The organism is Spirillospora sp. CA-142024 (genome assembly GCF_050942325.1).
In the GTDB taxonomy this organism is placed as follows: Bacteria; Actinomycetota; Actinomycetes; order Streptosporangiales; family Streptosporangiaceae; genus Spirillospora.
Genome location: NZ_CP192077.1, coordinates 8,935,884 through 8,954,447, shown reverse-complemented (window position 1 = coordinate 8,954,447; position 18,564 = coordinate 8,935,884). Strand labels below are relative to the sequence as shown.

At 71.7% G+C, this 18,564-nt stretch carries 22 protein-coding genes; 12 read left to right on the top strand and 10 right to left on the bottom strand.

Annotation, left to right across the window (positions count from 1 at the left end; translation table 11 throughout):
- Positions 1-217: 217 nt before the first annotated feature.
- Complete coding sequence (locus ACQPZP_RS42475; RefSeq protein WP_433475260.1) at positions 218-739, top strand: hypothetical protein; 522 nt, start codon at positions 218-220, stop codon at positions 737-739.
- Entirely contained in the window at positions 703-1,293 is a 591-nt protein-coding gene (locus ACQPZP_RS42470; RefSeq protein ID WP_433475259.1) for a hypothetical protein, read from the top strand. The genes ACQPZP_RS42475 and ACQPZP_RS42470 overlap by 37 nt, the downstream gene beginning before the upstream one ends.
- 96 nt (positions 1,294-1,389) lie before the next feature.
- On the opposite strand, the gene ACQPZP_RS42465 is transcribed toward ACQPZP_RS42470, so the two are convergent.
- From ACQPZP_RS42465 to ACQPZP_RS42455, 3 genes are all read right to left on the bottom strand, one after another.
- Positions 1,390-1,530 carry a hypothetical protein gene (locus ACQPZP_RS42465; protein ID WP_433475258.1) on the bottom strand — a complete coding sequence of 47 codons (141 nt, stop codon included), beginning with the start codon at positions 1,528-1,530 and terminating at the stop codon, positions 1,390-1,392.
- A 171-nt stretch (positions 1,531-1,701) separates the two neighbouring features.
- Positions 1,702-2,376 (bottom strand): anti-sigma factor family protein, encoded by a 675-nt coding sequence (locus tag ACQPZP_RS42460; RefSeq protein WP_433475257.1) that lies wholly within the window; start codon positions 2,374-2,376, stop codon positions 1,702-1,704.
- Positions 2,369-2,917 carry an RNA polymerase sigma factor gene (locus ACQPZP_RS42455; protein WP_433475256.1) on the bottom strand — a complete coding sequence of 183 codons (549 nt, stop codon included), beginning with the start codon at positions 2,915-2,917 and terminating at the stop codon, positions 2,369-2,371. The genes ACQPZP_RS42460 and ACQPZP_RS42455 overlap by 8 nt, the downstream gene beginning before the upstream one ends.
- Positions 2,918-3,021: 104 nt before the next feature.
- Between ACQPZP_RS42455 and ACQPZP_RS42450 the strand changes: the two genes are divergently transcribed.
- From ACQPZP_RS42450 to ACQPZP_RS42435, 4 genes are all read left to right on the top strand, one after another.
- A complete protein-coding gene (locus tag ACQPZP_RS42450; protein ID WP_433475255.1) occupies positions 3,022-3,459 on the top strand; it encodes an Ig-like domain-containing protein in 438 nt (145 codons plus the stop codon).
- Between the two features lie 16 nt (positions 3,460-3,475).
- Complete coding sequence (locus tag ACQPZP_RS42445) at positions 3,476-4,150, top strand: cytochrome b/b6 domain-containing protein (protein WP_433475254.1); 675 nt, start codon at positions 3,476-3,478, stop codon at positions 4,148-4,150.
- Positions 4,147-4,344 carry an anti-sigma factor family protein gene (locus ACQPZP_RS42440; protein ID WP_433475253.1) on the top strand — a complete coding sequence of 66 codons (198 nt, stop codon included), beginning with the start codon at positions 4,147-4,149 and terminating at the stop codon, positions 4,342-4,344. Before ACQPZP_RS42445 ends, ACQPZP_RS42440 begins: the two co-directional genes overlap by 4 nt.
- 203 nt (positions 4,345-4,547) lie before the next feature.
- Positions 4,548-5,825: a helix-turn-helix domain-containing protein gene (locus tag ACQPZP_RS42435; protein ID WP_433475252.1), complete on the top strand. Its 1,278-nt coding sequence runs from the start codon at positions 4,548-4,550 to the stop codon at positions 5,823-5,825.
- Between the two features lie 15 nt (positions 5,826-5,840).
- Here ACQPZP_RS42435 and ACQPZP_RS42430 read toward each other — a convergent pair whose 3' ends face one another.
- Positions 5,841-6,065, bottom strand: coding sequence for a hypothetical protein (locus tag ACQPZP_RS42430; protein ID WP_433475251.1), 225 nt, complete (start codon positions 6,063-6,065; stop codon positions 5,841-5,843).
- A gap of 154 nt (positions 6,066-6,219) precedes the next feature.
- Here ACQPZP_RS42430 and ACQPZP_RS42425 point away from each other — a divergent pair, with 154 nt between their 5' ends.
- Positions 6,220-6,969 (top strand): GntR family transcriptional regulator, encoded by a 750-nt coding sequence (locus tag ACQPZP_RS42425; RefSeq protein ID WP_433475250.1) that lies wholly within the window; start codon positions 6,220-6,222, stop codon positions 6,967-6,969.
- Between the two features lies 1 nt (position 6,970).
- On the top strand, positions 6,971-7,540 hold the full coding sequence (locus ACQPZP_RS42420; protein WP_433475249.1) for an NUDIX domain-containing protein: 570 nt from the start codon (positions 6,971-6,973) through the stop codon (positions 7,538-7,540).
- Here the strand turns inward: ACQPZP_RS42420 and ACQPZP_RS42415 are convergent.
- The 4 genes from ACQPZP_RS42415 to ACQPZP_RS42400 all read right to left on the bottom strand — a co-directional run bounded on the left by ACQPZP_RS42415 (position 7,518) and on the right by ACQPZP_RS42400 (position 12,604).
- Complete coding sequence (locus tag ACQPZP_RS42415; protein WP_433475248.1) at positions 7,518-9,110, bottom strand: DUF4153 domain-containing protein; 1,593 nt, start codon at positions 9,108-9,110, stop codon at positions 7,518-7,520. The two genes, ACQPZP_RS42420 and ACQPZP_RS42415, sit on opposite strands and share 23 nt — an antisense overlap.
- 215 nt (positions 9,111-9,325) lie before the next feature.
- Complete coding sequence (locus tag ACQPZP_RS42410; RefSeq protein WP_433475247.1) at positions 9,326-10,372, bottom strand: HAMP domain-containing sensor histidine kinase; 1,047 nt, start codon at positions 10,370-10,372, stop codon at positions 9,326-9,328.
- Positions 10,369-11,055, bottom strand: a complete 687-nt coding sequence (locus ACQPZP_RS42405) for a response regulator transcription factor (RefSeq protein WP_433475246.1) — start codon at positions 11,053-11,055, stop codon at positions 10,369-10,371. Before ACQPZP_RS42405 ends, ACQPZP_RS42410 begins: the two co-directional genes overlap by 4 nt.
- 73 nt (positions 11,056-11,128) lie before the next feature.
- Positions 11,129-12,604 (bottom strand): glutamate--cysteine ligase, encoded by a 1,476-nt coding sequence (locus ACQPZP_RS42400; RefSeq protein ID WP_433475245.1) that lies wholly within the window; start codon positions 12,602-12,604, stop codon positions 11,129-11,131.
- Between the two features lie 159 nt (positions 12,605-12,763).
- Here ACQPZP_RS42400 and ACQPZP_RS42395 point away from each other — a divergent pair, with 159 nt between their 5' ends.
- Positions 12,764-14,107, top strand: coding sequence for a sensor histidine kinase (locus ACQPZP_RS42395; protein WP_433475244.1), 1,344 nt, complete (start codon positions 12,764-12,766; stop codon positions 14,105-14,107).
- 151 nt (positions 14,108-14,258) lie between these two features.
- On the opposite strand, the gene ACQPZP_RS42390 is transcribed toward ACQPZP_RS42395, so the two are convergent.
- Positions 14,259-14,807, bottom strand: coding sequence for a YceI family protein (locus tag ACQPZP_RS42390; RefSeq protein WP_433475243.1), 549 nt, complete (start codon positions 14,805-14,807; stop codon positions 14,259-14,261).
- Positions 14,808-15,032: 225 nt separating this feature from the next.
- Here ACQPZP_RS42390 and ACQPZP_RS42385 point away from each other — a divergent pair, with 225 nt between their 5' ends.
- Positions 15,033-15,827, top strand: coding sequence for a L,D-transpeptidase (locus ACQPZP_RS42385; protein ID WP_433475242.1), 795 nt, complete (start codon positions 15,033-15,035; stop codon positions 15,825-15,827).
- Between the two features lie 71 nt (positions 15,828-15,898).
- Positions 15,899-16,618, top strand: coding sequence for a choice-of-anchor P family protein (locus tag ACQPZP_RS42380; RefSeq protein ID WP_433475241.1), 720 nt, complete (start codon positions 15,899-15,901; stop codon positions 16,616-16,618).
- Here ACQPZP_RS42380 and ACQPZP_RS42375 read toward each other — a convergent pair.
- Positions 16,504-17,634, bottom strand: a complete 1,131-nt coding sequence (locus tag ACQPZP_RS42375; protein ID WP_433475240.1) for a GlxA family transcriptional regulator — start codon at positions 17,632-17,634, stop codon at positions 16,504-16,506. The genes ACQPZP_RS42380 and ACQPZP_RS42375 overlap by 115 nt on opposite strands.
- Positions 17,635-17,731: 97 nt before the next feature.
- Between ACQPZP_RS42375 and ACQPZP_RS42370 the strand changes: the two genes are divergently transcribed.
- Positions 17,732-18,550: a dienelactone hydrolase family protein gene (locus ACQPZP_RS42370; RefSeq protein ID WP_433475239.1), complete on the top strand. Its 819-nt coding sequence runs from the start codon at positions 17,732-17,734 to the stop codon at positions 18,548-18,550.
- The last annotated feature ends 14 nt before the right edge of the window (positions 18,551-18,564 follow it).

The following is an 18,564-nucleotide window of genomic DNA, read 5'->3' as shown; positions in this document are numbered from 1 at the left end:
CTGTGAGTCATCGCCGGCCCATTCTTCTTTCGCAATCTTCGCAGGCCTCTGTGTTGCCGAGATTCACGGTTAAAGGGCCGGGTCCGGTAGGGGTCCCGTCCGGAATGTCTATAATGACAAACCGTGGCGGCTTGTATCGGCTTCGGTGATGCCTCGGGAACGCGGCTGCGTTGCAAGCTTCCGCAGGTCAGGTACTTCACGCTGACGGAAAAGGAAGGTGCGGCGCATGCCTGATGACGATGTTCGCCACACAATAAGAGGCATCGCCCGCCACGGTGGCGTCGTTCTGACGGTCGGCGTCGTCACACTCGTCGTCAGTCTCATCCTCGGTCTCATGTACGTGTTCGGATGGGGATTCTTCGCCCAGGTCACGGCGCCGTGGCGCGGTGCCGCCGAGAAGCGGGAACAGGTCGAGGGCAGCGGGACCTACCGGATCGCGGCGTACGACCATTTCTTCGACCTCTGCGCCCAGGTGCAGTCCGACGAGGCGTCGATCAGAAATCTGCGACGTGAGCTGACCTCGGAACCGAAACCCGGCGATGAGCGTGCGATGCAGATCAACGCGTCGATCACGGCCTTGGAGAACAACCGAGCCGAGAACATCAACCAGTACAACGCGGATGCCGCGAAGAAGTACACCGAGGGACAGTTTCGTAGCTCGGGGCTGCCGTACCGGCTCGGGCTGAACACCAAGGAGACGCAATGCACGTCGAGTTCACCGTCACCCGCGCACACCTGAGGCGCACTCTCGTATTGCTCGTTACCGCGGCTGTCGCCCTGTTCTCCCTCGTCAGCTGCACGGACAGCTCCGGCGAGCAGGAGCAGGACCGCACTCTGGGCGGGTACACGAAACTGGTCACGCAGCAGCCGAGCCAGACGATGAGCTATTCACCGACCCGCAACACGGCCAACTTCTGGATCAAGACCTGGGACAAGCCCGGCAAGCTGAGCTACGTCTACCTGCAGAACAGCAACGGCGACCTGCTCGGCTACTACGTCTTCAAGGGACTGCCGGTGCCCTACTGCGTCAGCCTCACGCCACCGGACCAGGTCAGCGGCAGGGGCGACTACGGCGTCGTGCGCAAGGCGCCGAGCGTCGACGGGGTCTACTACGGTCAGGGCGACTGCTCTCGCTACTTCGGCATCGATGCCACGACCGGCGGATACGTCGAGTACACGGCCGGTCTCGGGATCAACGTGCTGCTCTACGACCAGCCGTTGCCGAACCACCCGAACGTGAAGCCGCTCGGGCGCACCCGGATCAACAAGGACGGCAAGCCGGTCGCCGAGTGAACCGGCGGTCATCGCCCGATCGCGTCATTGCTGCTTGCGGGCAAGTAGGACCGGCCCCTGCACAGCAGGGGCCGGCGAAGCGACACTACGGGCGGTTCACTGGCCGCGGGGCTCGATGATCGAGCCGCCACCGAAGTGTTCGTCGAGGACCTGCGCAGCTTCCTCCTGCGACATTTCCTGGTCCGCCGTGGTTTCCTCCTGCGACTCGGAGGAAGAGCCTCCGTTCTGCTGAGCCATGTCATGCCCCTTTTCGTTGTCTACCTCGGAGCAGCCTCTTCAGCTGCATAGAGGGACTGTCCGGGGGCGGAAGTAGATGTCGATCAGGCTTTGGAGATCTTGGTATGACGTGACTCACTGCGCGTCGTCTTTCCGTGCCTCGGCCCCACCCGCCATCGGGGTGGGTTCCGTTCAGCCGAAGTGGGCGAGGAGGTCGCCGGAAGGGCCGTGGAAGCGCATCAGGAGGATGTCGTGGACGGTGACCGGCACCGTCGTGCCCCACGAACCCTGCTCGTTCTTGACGGTCATGGTGCCGAGGCTGACGTCGCGGCCCTCCTGGGTGGTGAGCGTGATCTGGTAGGCGCCCGGTTCGCGGACGGACGTCATCGTGACGAAGAGCCAGGCCGGTGAGCCCTGGTAGGCGAAGACGTAGCCGGAGGGTTTCGCGCCGTCCCCGTCGACGGGCACCGTGCGCAGGTACCGGCCGTGAGCGACGGAGAGGGTCTTGCGGTAGCTGTCGGCGAGCTGCCGGTCGTCCGAGGTCTTCTGCCAGACCGCGGCCCCCGCCGCCCCCGCGACGAGCAGCGCGGACGCGGCCAGCGCCAGTGTGTTGCGCAGGCGCCGGGGGCGTTCGCGGCGGAGCATGGGGGCCAGGGTGGCGGCCTCGAAACCGGCGGGCGGCTGCCGCTCCGGGACCAGCTGCAGCAGCTCGTCGACGAGCGCGGTCTGCGCTTCCAGTTCGCGGTGGCAGCGGCCGCATCCGGCGAGGTGGCGCAAGGCCCGCGCGCGTTCCTCCGGTGGCGCGACACCCGCCGCGAGCTCGGGGAGGACCTGTCGCGTCTCGGCGCATTCGGGACGGTCAGTCATGGGTCACTCCCAGCGCCTCACGAAGTTTCGCGAGCCCTCGGCGGAGCCGGGTCTTGGCGGTTCCCAAGGGTATGTGCTCGCGGTCGGCGATCTCACCGGCGGTGAGCCCGTAGTACACCGACAGGACGATGGGGGTGCTCTGCTCGGGTGGGAGGGCCCGCAGGGCCTCGCGGAGTTCTTCGGCGTCCTCGAAACTCGTGGACGGCGTGGCCCCCCGCTCCCCGCTGGTGAGCGTGCTCAGCAGGACGTGCGGATCGACGGGCCGGTCGCCGCGCAGGCGCATCGCGTCCACGGCGAGGTTCCGGGTGATGGTGAGCAGCCAGGTGATGGCCCGGCCTTTGCGGGGGTCGTAGGCGCCCGCGTGCCGCCACGCGCGCAGGAACGCCTCCTGCGCGACCTCCTCCGCTATCGCCGAGGACCCGACCAGCGCGTACGCCAGTCCATAGACGCGGGCCTGATACCGCCGGACGAAGACGGCCGCCGTCTCGGCATCGCCTGCGGCCATGCCGGTGAGCAGCGACTCATCGGAAAGTTCCCACATGTTCAATACGGGAGCGAGCCCCCAAAGGGTTCACGAAACGACGAATCTCTTCGTCCCGTCTCGCCGTATTACCGCCGACACGAAGCACGGCGAGGGGAGAACTCGTGAACACGAAGATCGTGATGGCCGGGGTCGCCGCGGCGGCGCTCGGGCTGAGCGCGTGCGGTGGAAGCCCGGAGGCCGCGAGCGGGGGCGGCGGCGGTCCGACGCTGAAGATCGAGTCGCCCGCGCAGGACGCGAACGTGCAGGCTCCGGTGACGCTGAAGTTCAGCAGCAGCGTGGCCATCGGACCCGAGGACTCCGGCAAGGACCACGTCCACGTCATCATCGACGGCAAGACCAACGAGTACACGGTCGTGACGTCCTCGCCGTACCAGATCAAGAACCTTCCGGCCGGGAAGCACACCATCGGCGTGACGCTCCAGCACGCCGACCACTCGTCGGCGGGCGCGAGCGCCAAGGTCGACGTGAACGTCACGAGCGGCGGCTCCACCGGCGGGTCCGGCGGTGGCTCCGGTGGTGGCGGGAACTATGGCTATTAGGTCGCGGACGACGGACGTGAGCGGCACGCGTCCGGAGGGCGACACCGTGGAGAGGTACACGCGGCCGACGCGGTGGTTCCACGCGGGCGTCTACGCCGGGGTGCTGGTGCTGCTGGCCACCGGATGGTGGCTGCTCCTGGGGCACGAGGGCCGGCCGAGCCTTCTCGCGAGGCTGTTCCACATGCCGGACACCACCCTGCACAAGGACGTGGGCTGGGCGCTGACGGCGCTGGTCGTCATGGGACTCGTCGCGGGGATCCGCGCGGTGCGCACGTTCGTGATCGAGTCGCTGCGGTTCCGGCGGAGCGACGCACGATGGTTTCTCCGCTGGCCGGCGGCGGTCGTGACCGGACGGTTCGTCCGGCACGGCGGCCACTTCGACCCGGGGCAGCGCGTCGCCAACATCCTCCTGACCGCCGGGCTGCTCGTCCTGGTGGGGAGCGGCGTCGGCCTCGTGACGCTGCACGGCGGCCCGGCGTTCGCCGTGCTGGCGCGCGTCCACAAATGGGCGACGTACTTCTCCACGGTGCTCATCGCCGGCCATGTCCTCGTCGCCTCCGGGATCCTGCCGGGGTATCGCGGCGTCTGGCGGTCGATGCACCTCGGCGGCCGTCTCGACGCGAAGGTGGCCGGACGGCTGTGGCCCGGCTGGCTCGAACGCGTCCGGAACGACCGGCGGGACCCGCCATGAGCTGCCCCTACCGGATGGACACCGGGGCCTACGTCCTCGGGATCCTGGCGCCGGCCGACCGGTTGCGGATGCGGGAGCACGTGGACGGCTGCCCGTCGTGCCGGGCCGAGATCGCCGATTTCGCCGAGGTGCTCGAACTGCTCCGCGGCCTGGTCGCCCGCCGGGACCGCCACGACGGCTGTCCGGCCGACTGAGGGTCGGGCCCGAGGCCCGGTCGGGGCCTCCGGAGGGCGCGGACCAGCCGTTCGACCGCCCGGCCGATGTCGGTCGTATATCGACTTAGACTTTGCGCGCCGGGCATGCCACGGGTCATGATTTGCCCCACACAGGTCCCATAAGTAAGTAATTACCCCGTGTGTACGGCGCGCAACGCAGGGGGACCGAGCTGGGAGGTTCTGTGGCGGACGACGGTTCCACCACCAGCGGGCGCCCGTGGGCGGATCTGCCGAGGGAACTCGCGGATCACATGCGCCCGCACCTCGACGAGGTGGCGGACGACATGATCCAGGAGATCCAGACGCGCGTCAGGGAGTACGACCGGCCGGGGGACGGCTCCTACTCGGGGACCCTCCGCCTCGCCGTCGAGCGCGTGCTCCACTTCTTCGTCGACCGGGTGGCCGATCCCGGCCATGATCCGGCTCCGGTGACCGACTTCTTCCGCGCCATCGGCCGCGGCGAGGCGGGCGAGGGGCGCAGCCTCGACGCCATGCAGACCGCGATGCGGGTCGGCGGCATGGTGGCGTGGCGGCGGATGACCGAGGGCGCCGAGGTGCTGCAGGTGCCGCCGCGCACGCTCGGCGCCGTCGGCGAGGTCCTGATGCAGTTCCAGGACGAGCTGGCGCACGCCGCCGCCGAGGGCTTCTCGCAGGCCAAGGCCGCCGTCGCCGGCGAGATGCAGCGCCGCCGCAAGCGCCTGCTCGACCTGCTGTTCGCCGACCCGCCGGCCGCGCAGGAGGCGATCGCCGACCTCGCCGCCGCCGCGCACTGGCCCGTCCCGCGGACGCTCGCCGCGGTCGCGCTCGGCCGGCACCCGCAGGACACCCGGCAGCCCGCGTTCCCGCCGGACGTCCTCGCCGACCTGACCCGCCGCACCCCCAGCCTGATCATTCCCGACCCGGACGGCCCCGGCCGCGCCAAGCTCGTCGACCGGGCCCTGTCCGGGACGCTCGCCGTCGTCGGCCCGACCGTCCCGCTGATGGAGGCGGCGCGGTCGATCCAGTGGGCGCGCAAGACGCTGTTCCTCGTGCAGCGCGGGGTGATCGAGGCGGAGAGCGGCGTCATCCGCAGCGTGGAGCACATGTCCACGCTGATCCTCTTCCAGGACGAGGGGCTCATCACGTCGCTCGCCGACCTGCGGCTCGCGCCGCTCGCGCACCTGCGGGCCAGCCAGCAGGACCGGCTCGCCGAGACGCTGCTCGCCTGGCTGCAGTCGGGCCGCAACGCCAACGAGGTCGCGATGCGGCTGCACGTCCACCCGCAGACGGTCCGGTACCGGCTGCGCCAGCTGGAGGAGCTGTTCGGCGACCAGTTGCTGGACCCGGACCTGCGCTTCGACCTGGAGATCGTGCTGCGCGCCCGGGCGCTGCTGGCCGACAACGCGCGGGAGCGCATCATCCCGCCCGCCCGCGAGGTCGTCGGCGACTCCGGCGAGGTCGTCACCCTGCGCCGCGGCTGATCACCTGGCTCGGGGTCAGCGGAGGCTGGACGATCTCAGCCGCTCGGCGGTGGCGACGCGCTCGGCCAGCCGGGTCTGCGCGTCGCACAGCAGCCACAGTTCGCCCTCGTCGGTCGCGACGATCTCCTCCAGGCAGCCGTTGAGCAGCTGGTAGTCCGACAAGGGGGTGACCCGTGTGGCCCGCAGGCCCCTGCTCGATCGTTCGCTGTGCCAGCCGGGCATGCACATGGTCACCGACATCGTGCGGGGCTCCCTCGGTCGGCTTTTGGTAGGACTACCATAGAACTACCAAGCACCGCCCACAACGCGTTCGCCCGAACCCCAAAAGGGCTCCGGGCCGGGCGGGATATGTACGGTGTCATGTCAGTGAATCGACCCCCGACCAGGATCTGGTATGCCGCGACCCCCCACGAAGGCACAGGCGATCGGCAACGCCATGGCGGCCCGCATCGTCGAGGGCGAGCTGGAGCCGGGCGCCTGGCTGCCGTCCGAGCGGGAGCTGGCGCGGGCGTACGGGGCCGACCGCTCGACCGTGCGGCGGGCGCTGCGGATGCTGGCCGACCAGGGCCTCGTCCAGCTGCGGCACGGTTCGGGCGCGCAGGTGCGGACGGCGCGCAAGGTGCGGCGCGCCGCGGCCGACATCACCCGGCAGGTCGGCGCGTGGCGTGGGTTCCACGTGTCGGCGCAGCAGGACGGCCGCCGGCCGTTCACCCGGACGACCGTCGCGGAGGTGGAGGCCGGCGAGCGGCTCGCGTCCCGCCTCGGCGTCCCGCCCGGGACGCGGGTACTGGAGCGGGCGCGCGTCCAGGGCGTGGAGGGCGAACCGCCCGTCCAGACCGCGACGACCTGGGTGATCCTCGAGATCGTCGAGCGGATCCCGGTGCTGCGCCAGGTCGACACCGGGCCGGGCGGCCTCTACTCGCGGCTTGAGGAGGCCGGGCACCGGATCACGTTCGAGGAGTCGGTGACGTGCCGGCTTCCCCGCGCGGACGAGCAGGAGACGCTGGAGATCGCGCCCGACCAGCCCGTCCTGACGCTGTGGCGCCGCGCCTATGACCAGGATGACCGTGTCGTCGAGGTCACCCACCGGGTGGTGGTCGGCGACCGGCACGAACTCGTCTACCGCTTTGGGTCGGGAGCCTGACATGAACGACGTCCCTGACGGCAACGAAGGGAAGCCCGCGGTCCGCCAGGTCGGCACGCGGGTGGTCTACGAGAACCCCTGGATGGTCGTCCGCGAGGACGAGGTCGAGCGGCTGGACGGCTCGCGCGGCATCTACGGGGTCGTCGAGAAGCCCGACTTCGTGCTGGTCATCCCGGTCGAGGGTGACGGGTTCCATCTCGTCGAGGAGTACCGGTACCCGATCGGGAAGCGAACCTGGAACTTTCCGCAGGGCTCGCTCCCGGGCCGGCAGGACGCCGACCCGGAGGAGCTCGCCCGGCTGGAACTCGCGCAGGAGACGGGCCTGCGCGCCGGCATGCTGACGCATCTCGGCTACCTGAACTGCTCGCACGGGACGAGCGGGCAGGGCTTCAACATCTTCGTCGCGTCCGACCTGGTGGCCGGAGAGACCGACCGGGAGCCCGAGGAGCAGGACATGCGGCAGAAGTGGGTGTCCCGGGAGGAGTTCAAGGCGCTGATCCGGGACGGCCGCATCACCGACGACTCGACGCTCGCCGCGTACGCCCTGCTCACCATCGACCAGACTGGTTAGCGCAGCTCACCGTGCTGTCGACGGGGTGCTGCCGCAGGATGTCGCGCGCCCGGTTGCGCCCGTGGTTGGCGCTCATCGCCGGCTCGTCGTCCTTCAGGTCGTGGGCGATGTCCAGGAGCGCGCACGACCGCATCGGCTCGGGGAGCCTGTCCAGCGCCGGGACGGCGTCGGCGGACAGGTTCCGCAGGTACCCGATGTCGATCTTGCCGGTCTCCCGGTACCGGTCGAGGTTGTGCTCGGCGATGAACCGGTCCGGGTTGACCAGCGCGAGGACGATCAGGGCGACCGCGCCACTGGCGGCGACCGCGCGCGGCAGCCAGGCCACCCGCCCCTTGACGACCCCGGCGACCGCGACCATCACCACCACGACGCCGAGCCACAGCTCGAACGCGTGCACCCACAGGCGCAGCCTCGTCCAGCCGTACGTTTCCTCGTACAGGTACAGGCGCCGCAGCGCCACGGCGACGACCACGAGGGTCATCACGGACAGCAGCCCGAGCAGGACCTGGACGGTGATCCGATCGCCCCGGCCCGCCGACGGCGCGTAGCGCTTCGCGACGGCCACGACCACCAGGACGAGCACGGTCACGACGACGAGCTGGAAGAACCCCTGCCGGGCGTACTCGGCGTAGGTGAGGCCGGTCGAGCGGAGCAGCTCGTCCTTGTCGTCCGCCAGGAAGATGCCCGCCTGGATCGCGCAGAACACCAGGAAGAGCAGGTCGAGCGCCGCGATCGGAACGGCCCAGGACCAGCGGCCGGCGGGCTTGGCGCGCTCGGGGACCAGCACGTGCAGCGGCGGCGGCGCCTGCCCGAGGAACGCGCCGGCGGACGCCAGCAGCAGCGTGACGCCGCCCGCGAACCCGTACAGGATGACGGTGCCCGGTGAGATCTCCGGGACGAGGCCCTCCGCGAGGCTGCCGAACGCCGCGTCCGCGCCGACGAACAGCGCGCCGAACACCGCGAGCAGCCCGCCCGCGATCAGGGCCGTCCGGATGGCCGGCCACGCGTTGCCGCGTCCCGACGTCACCGTCCCGTAGGCGCCGCGGACCGCCCACGGCATCATGGCGCCGGCCGCCGGAAGGACCGCGACCCCGCCGAACAGGACCTCGACCCAGGACCTTCCGCCCGACGTCCCGTAGGAGCCCACGGCGATGGCGAGCAGGATGGCGGGGACGACGACCCACTCCGCGTCCCGGAAGGCGGCGATCGAGGACAGGGCCACCGCGAGCAGCACGAACACGATCCCGGTCCGGTTCAGCCACGCGAGCCGCCGGTCCTTCCCGGCCCCGGTACGGACGACCCTCCCGCCCGACCAGGCCGAAGCGCCCGCGAGGTAGGCGACGGCGACCGCCGTGATGAGAACGCCCACGCCGAGCCCGTGCATCATCTCCGGGCCGAGCGTGACCGCGCCGATGACCCCGGCGACGAGCGCGCCCGCGATGAGCGCCGGCGACATCGCCCGCGAGGGCTGCTTCCACCCGACGATCGCCTTCTCCAGCTTGGTCGGCTTGTAGCGGACCGGCGGATATCCGGGCGGTGGCGGATACCCGGGCGGCGGATAGGGGGCCACGGTGTGCGGCCTCGGCGGTGCTCCCGGGGCCGGCGGTGCCCCTGGTGCGGCCGGTGCCCCTGGTGCGATCGGTGCCCCTGGTGCCGGTGGCGGCGCGCCAGGCGGCTGGTGAGGAGCCGCCCAGGCCGCCGTGCCGGGCGCTTGCGGGTCCGTGCCCGGCGACGGGGGTTCGGCCGGAGACGGCGGGTCGTCGGCTGGGTTCTGAGGTGGTTTCGTCATGTCGGGTCTCCGGAGATCGGGGGGATGACGACGCGGATGCGGCAGCCGGTCGGGGTGTCGATGACGGTGATGTCGCCGCCGTGCAGGTCGGTCGCCCAGCTCGCGATGGCGAGGCCGAGCCCGGTGCCGCCGCCGGGCGTCCCGGCGCCGGACGCGGAGCCGCGGGAGAAGCGCTCGAAGACGCGCGCCCGCTCCTCGGGCGGAATGCCGGGTCCCTCATCGGTCACTTCGATGATCAGTCCGCCCGGCGGGTTCGCGGGGCGCGCCGAGACGGTGACGGGCTTCCCGGCGCCGTGCCGGGCGGCGTTGTCGAGCAGGTTCGCGACGACCTGGTGGAGGCGGTCGCGGTCGGCGGTGGCGCGCAGGCCGGGCGTGACGTCCGGCTCGAACACCGAGTCCGGGTGGCCGGCGGCCGCCTCCGCCGTGACGTCGGCGATGAACGCGGCGACGTCGATGTCGGTGACGTCCAGGACCGCGGCCCCGGCCTCGACACGCGACAGGTCCAGGAGCTGGGTGACGAGCCGTCCGAGCCGCTCGGTCTGGTCGAGGGCCGTTTCGAGGACGTCCGGCGTCGCGGGCGTGACGCCGTCCGCGACGTTCTCCAGGACGGCCCGCAGCGCGCTGATCGGGGTGCGCAGCTCGTGCGAGACGTTCGCGACGAACTCGCGGCGCTGCCGGTCGACCTCGGCGAGGTCGGCGGCCATCCGGTTGAACGCCTGCGCCAGCTCGCCGACCTCGTCCCGCGAGGTGGCCCGCACCCGGCGGCTGTAGTCGCCGCGCGCCATCGCCCGCGCCGCCGCCGTCATCTCGCGCAGCGGCGCGGTCATGCCGTGCGCGAGCAGCTGGATCACGACCAGCGAGATCAGCACGCCGACCGGCATCGTCTGCCGGGCGCGGAACCCCAGCGGGTATCCCCACAGCACGATCAGGACGGCGACGCAGGCGGTGACGACCACCACGACGCCGAACTTCACCTTGATCGACCGGAGCGGGTCCAGCGGCCGGGGCAGCCTCGCCCACAGCCTGTGGATGACGGTGGTCACGAGGCGGCCTCCAGGCTGTAACCGACGCCGTGGACGGTCCGGATGAGCCCCTGCCCGAGCTTGCGCCGCAGGGCTTTGACGTGGCTGTCCACGACACGGGTTCCGGACGCGTCCGCCCAGTCCCACACCTGTTCGAGCAGGACGGCGCGGGTCAGCACCGTCCCCCGGTTGCGCAGCAGGCACGCCAGGAGGTCGAACTCGGTCGGGGTGAGATGCACCTCGCGGCCGTCCCGGCGTACCCGCCGGGCCCGCTGGTCGATCTCCAGCCCCCCGACGCGCACGGACCCGTCCGCGGCCTCCATCGCGGGCCGCTCGACGCGCCGGAGCACCGCCCGTATGCGCGCGACCAGCTCGCGCATGCTGAACGGCTTGGTCACGTAGTCGTCGGCGCCCACGCCGAGTCCGACGAGCAGGTCCGTCTCGTCGTCGCGGGCCGTCAGCATCAGCACCGGCACGGGACGGTCGGCCTGGACGCGCCGGCAGACCTCCAGGCCGTCGAATCCGGGCAGCATCACGTCCAGCACGATGAGATGCGGCTCGTACGCACGGGCGCGCTCGACCGCGGTGGGCCCGTCGGCGGCGACCTCGACGCCGAATCCCTCCGCCGCCAGCCGGTCGGCCACCGCCCGCGCGATCGTCGGCTCGTCCTCGACGACGAGGATCCGCGTCTCGTTCTGGCTCACGGGACCCGACTCTAGAAGCCTGATATGCCCGCGCCGGGGGTGATCTGTGGAGGATCTGTGAAGATCGGCCGGGTCAGATCTCCCAGGTGTGGACGGGGTCGTTGTCGCGCAGGTGCTCGGTGTAGGCGCGGGTCATCATGCGCAGGGCCTCGTGCCGGGACACGCCGTGGTCCCGTTCGAGGGTGTCGACGGCGGCGATCTGCCAGGCGGCGCCGGTCTGGCCGGTGACGCAGCGGCGTTCGATGATGCCGAGCAGGCGGTCGCGGCGGACCGGGTCGACGCCCCAGCGGTCGAGGCCCTCGTGGGCGAGCGGAAGGAGTTTGCGCAGGACGAGTTCGGCGGCGGGCACCTCGCCCATGCCCGGCCAGTAGAGGGTGGAGTCGAGGCCCTCGCGGGCGGCGCGGTGCAGGTTCTCCTCGGCGGTGGCGAACGACATGCGGGTCCACACGGGACGGTCGGCCTCGGCCAGCATCCGGACGACGCCGTAGTAGAACGCGCCGTTGGCGATGACGTCGGCGACCGACGGCCCGGCGGGCAGGACGCGGTTCTCCACGCGCAGGTGGGGACGGCCCTTCACGACGGCGTAGATGGGACGGTTCCAGCGATAGATCGTTCCGTTGTGGAGGGTGAGCTCGCCGAGTTCCGGGATGCCGCCGTCGTCCAGGACCTCGCGGGGCTCCTCCTCGTCGCACAGTGGCAGCAGGGAGGGGAAGTAGCGGGTGTTCTCCTCGAACAAGTCGAACACGGACGTGATCCAACGTTCGCCGAACCACACCCGGGGCCGGACGCCCTGCGACTTCAGTTCGTCCGGCCGCGTGTCCGTGGCCTGCTCGAACAGTGTGATGCGGGTCTCGTGCCAGAGCCGGTGCCCGAACAGGAACGGGGAGTTGGCGCCCATCGCGACCTGCGCGCCCGCGAGGGCCTGGGCGGCGTTCCAGTAGGCGCCGAAATGGTCCGGGCTCACCTGCAGGTGGAACTGGACGCTGGTGCAGGCGGCCTCGGGGATGATCGTGTCGGCGTGCATGCGCAGCGGCTCGGGCCCGTCGATGTCGATCCGCATCTCCTCGCCGCGCGCCGCGAAGATCTGGTCGTTCAGCATCTTGTAGCGCGCGTTGGCCGACAGCGACTCCTCGCCGATGTCGGTCTTGCGCAGGGTCGGCAGGATGCCGATCATGACGAGCCCGCCGCCGACCTCGCGGGCGCGACTGTCGGCGTGCACGAGATGGTCGCGGACCTCCGTCTCCAGTTCGCCGGTGCTCTCCCCGCCGAGCTCCCGGGGCGGGATGTTGATCTCCAAGTTGAACTGGCCGAGCTCGGTGGCCCAGGCCGGGTCGGCGATCGCCTTGAGCACGTCCGCGTTGCGCATGAGGGGGTCGCCGAGTGAGTCGATCAGGTTGAGCTCGATCTCCAGGCCGATGTGGGGGCGCTCGAAGTCGAACTGGGCTTCGCCCAGCATGCGGGCCAGCACGTCGAGGCACCTGCGTACCTTGTCGCGATAGCGCCGCCGGTCCTCGCCGCTGATGGTGACCGAGGCCACGTCCCTGCCCATGTGTCCGTCCCTGTGTTCCGGAGGAACCGTCATAAAACGGCATGTCCCGGTGGGCGAAGGTGAAAACCCGGCATGGAATTTCGGGCTCCCCGATTTGTGACCGGCCGGTAGCGTGTGTCGTCCCGCCGGGAAACCGGTATGTCCGCCGGGGAGGGGACCATGCGCATGCGCCCCCGGTCGATCCGGGCCCGGGACACGCTCGTCGCCGCCGTGATCGCCGCGCTCGTCCTCGGCGTCACCGCGATGGGCGTCGACCTCGCCGTGCGCAGCGCGGTCGAGGCGAGTCTCCTCCGGCAGACGCAGGTGGACGCCCGCCGGGTCAGCGGCGCCGTCCGCGACGGGACGCTGGACGGCCCGATCCGGGACGGCACGAGAGGGCGCGTCCTCGTCCAGGTCGTCGAGCCCGGCGGACGGGTGACGAACGCGACACCCGCCGCAACGGACAGACCCCCGGTGAGCAGAGTATGGCCGTCGAGCAACCTGCGGGTCCGCGACTTCACCGAGTGCCACGGCCACTGGCCCGACCGCGAATGCCTCGTGGCCGAGGCCATCCGGGTCAGCACCGCGCCGGACTCGGTGGTCGTGTACTCCTCCGCGCGGCTGCCGTCCTACCTGGTCAACGGCCTGCTGGAGGCGGTGCTCGCCGCGTCGGTCCTGCTGCTCGCCGTGCTCGCCGCGTGGATCACCTGGCGGGTCGTCGGCCGCACGCTCGGCCCCGTCGAGGCGATCCGCGCCCAGCTCGCCGAGATCAGCGCCACCGACCTGAGCCGCCGCGTCCCGCAGCCGGCCGGGCAGGACGAGATCGCGCAGCTCGCCCGCACCGCGAACCAGACGCTCGACCGGCTGGAACGGGCCGTCGCGCGGCAGCGGCAGTTCGCGTCCGACGCGTCCCACGAGCTGCGCACCCCGATCGCCGGGCTCCGGGCCAACCTGGAGGACGCCTCCATGCACCCGGACGACAACGATCTGCGGGCCGTCGTCCGGTCGGCGCTGCGCGACACCGACCGGCTGGAGTCGATCGTCGCCGACCTGCTGCTCCTCGCCCGCATCGGCACCGGCGGGAGCGCGGCGCAGGAGCCGATCGACCTCGGTGCGCTCGCCGGCGCCGAGGTCCGCCGCCGAACGTTCACCTTGAAGATCGTCACGGAGCTCGGCGGCGGCGTCATGGTCCGCGGCGTGCGCATGCAGCTCGTCCGGCTGCTGGGCAACCTGCTGGACAACGCCGAGCGCTACGCCGAGTCGCTCGTCACGGTGGAGGTGACCGGTGCGGACGGGCTGGCGCTGCTCACCGTCACCGACGACGGCGCGGGCATCGCGCCCGCCGACCGGGAGCGCGTCTTCGAGCGCTTCACCCGCCTGGACAGGGCCCGCAGCCGCGGCGCCGGCGGCACCGGCCTCGGCCTGGCGATCGCCCGCGAGATCGCCCAGGCGCACGGCGGGACGCTCCGGATCGAGGACCACCCGGCCGGCGCCCGCTTCGCCCTCCGCCTGCCCCTCGAATAGCGGAAGGGCCGTCCGCGCGGGACGGCCCTTCTCGCGGCGGCGCGGACGCGCAGGCGTGGGCGGCCCCGGTCTCCGCCGCGATGTCCTCGGTCAAGTGCGAAGGGCCGCCCGGCACGGGACGGCCCTTCTCGCGGAGCGGCGGCGCGGGTGGTCAGGCGCGGACGGCCTGGATCTCCAGCTGGATGTCGACCTTGTCGCTGAGCAGGGCCTTCTCGCCCTTCAGCGGCACGTTGAACTCGATGCCCCAGTCCTTGCGGTTGATCGAGACCTCGGCGGAGAACCCGGCGCGCGTGCCGCCCCAGGGGTCCTCGCCGACGCCGTTGAACTCGACCGCGAGCGTGATCGGACGGGTGACGTCCTTGATCGTCAGCTCGCCGTCCAGGAGGTACTCGCCGCCCTCGGACCGCACGCCCTTGGTCGCGAACGTCATGGTCGGGTACTTCTCGACGTCCAGCACGTCGGAGGTCCGCACGTGCGCGTCCCGGTCGGCGTTGCGGGTGTCGATCGAGCCGACCTTGATCTCCGCCGTGGCCGTGGACTCGGACAGCTCCTCGGCGATCTGCACGGCGCCGGTGAATTCGGTGAAGGTGCCGCGCACCTTGGTCATCAGGTGCCGGATGACGAAGGTGACCTCGGAGTGCGCGGGGTCGATGTTCCAGGTCCCGGTGGTCAGCTCGGGGGCGACGGCGGCGATGCTCATGGTGGCTCCTCGCGGTAGTGCTTGAAACTTCAACGACCTGTCGAAGGTTAGTTGAAGGCTCAAACACATGTCAATCCCGGATTGTTCCGCCGATCCGCCGCGACTCCGGATTCACAGCCCGCAACTCGGACCGCACACCGTGCAACCCAACGGGGTCCTCATGCGTAATCAACTGGGCACAGAGGCGAGCCGGAGCCCCTCTCCGGCGGGATATTTGGAGTCTTCGTGAGCGACGAACCACCCAGCGCCGCCGGGCGGACGGCTCGGGCGGCGGCCCCGGCCCTGATGGTGACGGCCCTGCTCGTGACCGGATGCGGAGGAGGCCACAAGGACGCGACCGCCGGCGCGTCCCCGGCGGGCGGCACGGACAAGCTGCCCCAGGCGACCACCTACACGACACTCAACGACCTTCCGAAGGACCCGGCGCCGGCCGCCAAGAGCGACGGGACGGTGGTGCACCCCGAGGACACGGTCCCGGTGTCCGCCAAGCCCGGCGCCCCCGCCGTGGCCGAACTGCCGAGCACCCAGCTCAAGGGCCCCACCTGGGTGCCCGTCGTGGAGAGCCGGCCCGGCTGGCGCCGCGTGCTGCTCCCCAGCCGTCCGAACGGCGTGTCCGGCTGGATCCCCGACTCCGGCCTGAAGACCGCGCGCAGTTCGAGCGCCGTCAACGTCGATCTCGGCGACAAGAAGCTGACCCTGTTCCGCGGCGGCCGCAAGACCGGCGCCTGGTCCGTGGCCGTCGGCGCGCCGAAGACGCCCACCCCGACCGGGCGGACGTTCCTGCTCGCCTCCCTGGCCCCCGCGAAGGCGACCTACAGCCCGCTGATCCTGCCGGTCGGCGCGCACTCCGCCACCCTCGACTCGTTCGGCGGCGGACCCGGGACGGTCGCGTTCCACGGCTGGCCGTCCAAGTCCGTGTTCGGCAAGGCCGTCACGCACGGCTGCGTGCGCGTCCCGGCGGACGCGCTGAAGCAGCTCTCGCGGGTCCCGCTCGGCACACCGGTCCAGATCACGGACTGACCCCGAACCCCCGGCTCCCCCGGCCGGTCCCGCTCAACCCCCGAATAACGAACCCCCGAAGGAGAAATACCGTGCGTTTGCAGGCACTCACCAAGTGCGCGGCCGTGGCCGGCGCGCTGGCCCTGCCGTTGACCCTGGGCGCCACCGCCGCGTCCGCCACCACCGGCGGCGCCGGCTCGGCCCTCGCCGTCGGCGCCACCGGCCCGGTCGCGATCCCGGCGACCCCGTCGGTGACCTCCACCGCCCAGCGGCCGGAGCGCAAGAGCGTGGCCGAGCTGCCGGCCAACCCGCTGGTCGAGGCGCGGCTGCTGAACGCCGCCGCCTGGTCCGGGCACGCCCGCGCGTCCGTCGCCGACCTGAAGGTGGCCCGGTTCGGGCTCACCGCCAGCGCCGTCACCGCCAAGTGCGAGAACGGCAACGGCATCTCCCACCTGGTCAAGGCGACGATGGGCGGCCGGACGCTGAAGGCCGGCGCGACGCCCAACACGATCGTCACCATCGCCGTGCCGCAGGTCGGCAACGCCACGGTCACGCTGAACAAGCACGTCCGCGACACGGACGGCAACCTCACCGTCACCGCCATCGAGGTGAGCGCGACCATCGCCGGCAAGACCCAGACGCTGAGCATCGCGTCCGTCAACTGCGGCAAGGCCGTCGGCCAGCCGGGACAGCCCGGTCAGCCGGGCGAGCCGGGGCCGTCCGACCCGGGCACCCCGTCCTCCCCGGCCACCCCGCCCGGTGAGGCCCCGGCTCCGACTCCGGTCCCGGGCGACCTTCCGGTCACCGGCTGATCCTCTCCGCCAGGCAAGGGCCCGCGCGTCCCGCGCGGGCCCTTCGCGGTGGCATCCCGCCGGAAGGTCGCGCGGTAGTCCCTGGGGCGCCGTCCGGTGTGCTTGGCGAAGAGGGCGGCGAAGGTCCCGGGGTCCCTGTACCCGACGGTGGCCGAGATGGCGGCGACCGTCCGGTCCGTCGTCTCCAGGAGGTGACGGGCGCGGCGGACGCGGGACGACTGCAAGTACTCCAGCGGGCTCTGCCCGGTCTCCTGCGCGAAACGCCGCAGCAGCGTCCGGGTGCTGACACTGAACGTGCCCGACAGCGCGGCGAGGTCGTACCGGGCGGCGAGGTTCTGGTCGAGCCACCGCATGACCCTGCGGGAGAACTCGTTTCCGGGCTGCGGGAGAAGCCGGGGGTCGACGTACGGGGTCTGGGACGTGCGCGCGTCGTCCACGAGCGCCATCCGCGCGGTCGTCCGCGCCACGCCGGCCCCGCTGTGCCGGCGGATGAGCTCCAGCGCGAAGTCGTACATGGCGCTGAACGCCGCCGTCGTCGTCACACCCGTGTCGGTGGCGACCAGGAGCTCGGGCCGGACGTCCGCGTCCGGGCAGCGCCGGGCCAGCTCGTCCGCGAACAGCCACGCCGTCGTGGCGCGGCGCCGGCCGAGCAGCCCGGCCTCGGCGAGCAGGAACGCGCCGACACAGATCGAGACGACGGCGCCGCCCGCGGCGGCGTGCGCGCGGATCACCGCGATCTCCGGGGCCAGGGAGGCGAGCGCGGCGTCCACGTCGAGGCCCGTGTGGAGCTCGAACCCCGGCACGACCAGGACGTCGGCCGCACGCGGCGGGGAGACGGCCAGCGCCACGCCCCCGGACGCGACGACGCGCCGGCGGGGCGAGACGACCGTCACCTCGTATCCGGCGCGGTCCGGGCCGGATATGCGCGCCGCCATCGTCAGGAGATCGGGGACGCCGAACACCTCCGACGCGAAGCAGCCCGGATAGGCCAGCACGCCGACCCGCAGTGCGCTCACGCTCGCCTCCTCACGGTCGCGTCAGTGGCGAGATTACCCTCGTACATGGCGATCCGGCCTATCACCGTGCGCGGGCGCGGCGGTCCACGCTGTCCCCATGAGCACTGCCAACGGGCGTCTTGACGACGCGATCACGGACTTCTCCCGCCGGCGCGTGGACGTGGACGGGGTGGTGAAGACGGTCTACGTCGCCGGTTCCGGGCCGGCCGTCGTGCTGATGCCCGAGATGCCCGGCATCAGCCCCGACGTCCTCCGGTTGGCGCGATGGGTGCGGGACGCGGGATTCACCGTCCACGTCCCCTCGCTCTTCGGCGTGGACGGCGCCTACCCCACGGCCGAGAGCGGTGCGAAGGTGGTCCGCCGCGCGTGCGTGAGCGCCGAGTTCAGGGCGTTCGCCGGGGGCGGCACGAGCCCCGTGACGATGTGGCTGCGCGGGCTCGCGCGCCAGGCCCACGCCGCGTGCGGCGGTCCGGGGGTCGGCGCGATCGGGCTCTGCTTCACCGGCAACTTCGCCCTCACCATGGCGCTTGAGCCGGCCGTCATCGCGCCGGTCGTCAACCATCCGTCGCTGCCGCTGGACGACCCCGCGGGACTGGAGCTGAGCGACGAGGACGCCCGCGCGGTCCGGGACCGCGTCACGCGTGACGGCCTGAAGGTGCTCGCCTACCGCTTCGAGGGCGACCGCTGGTGCACAGGTCAGCGCTTCGCCGCCTACCGGGCGCTGCTCGGGGACGCCTTCGACGGCCGCGTCCTCCCGGACGGCGCCGCCAACACCGACCCGCCGCCGTTCTTCCGCGACATCGTCGAAACCCCGCACAGCGTCGTCACCGCCCACCTCGTCAACGAGGACGGGCACCCCACACTGAAGGCCAGGGACGAGATCCTCGCCCACCTGACCGCCCGCCTGAAGCCCTAGGCCGTCGCGCGCGG

Bases quoted from the DNA above. Each gene is read 5' to 3' on its own strand.
- ACQPZP_RS42370 (WP_433475239.1), top strand. From the start codon at position 17,732: ATGAGCACTGCCAACGGGCGTCTTGACGACGCGATCACGGACTTCTCC.
- ACQPZP_RS42420 (WP_433475249.1), top strand. From the start codon at position 6,971: ATGAACGACGTCCCTGACGGCAACGAAGGGAAGCCCGCGGTCCGCCAG.
- ACQPZP_RS42465 (WP_433475258.1), bottom strand. From the start codon at position 1,530: ATGGCTCAGCAGAACGGAGGCTCTTCCTCCGAGTCGCAGGAGGAAACC.
- ACQPZP_RS42455 (WP_433475256.1), bottom strand. From the start codon at position 2,917: ATGTGGGAACTTTCCGATGAGTCGCTGCTCACCGGCATGGCCGCAGGC.
- ACQPZP_RS42425 (WP_433475250.1), top strand. From the start codon at position 6,220: ATGCCGCGACCCCCCACGAAGGCACAGGCGATCGGCAACGCCATGGCG.
- ACQPZP_RS42395 (WP_433475244.1), top strand. From the start codon at position 12,764: ATGCGCATGCGCCCCCGGTCGATCCGGGCCCGGGACACGCTCGTCGCC.
- ACQPZP_RS42430 (WP_433475251.1), bottom strand. From the start codon at position 6,065: ATGTCGGTGACCATGTGCATGCCCGGCTGGCACAGCGAACGATCGAGC.
- ACQPZP_RS42390 (WP_433475243.1), bottom strand. From the start codon at position 14,807: ATGAGCATCGCCGCCGTCGCCCCCGAGCTGACCACCGGGACCTGGAAC.
- ACQPZP_RS42440 (WP_433475253.1), top strand. From the start codon at position 4,147: ATGAGCTGCCCCTACCGGATGGACACCGGGGCCTACGTCCTCGGGATC.
- ACQPZP_RS42470 (WP_433475259.1), top strand. From the start codon at position 703: ATGCACGTCGAGTTCACCGTCACCCGCGCACACCTGAGGCGCACTCTC.
- ACQPZP_RS42460 (WP_433475257.1), bottom strand. From the start codon at position 2,376: ATGACTGACCGTCCCGAATGCGCCGAGACGCGACAGGTCCTCCCCGAG.
- ACQPZP_RS42400 (WP_433475245.1), bottom strand. From the start codon at position 12,604: ATGGGCAGGGACGTGGCCTCGGTCACCATCAGCGGCGAGGACCGGCGG.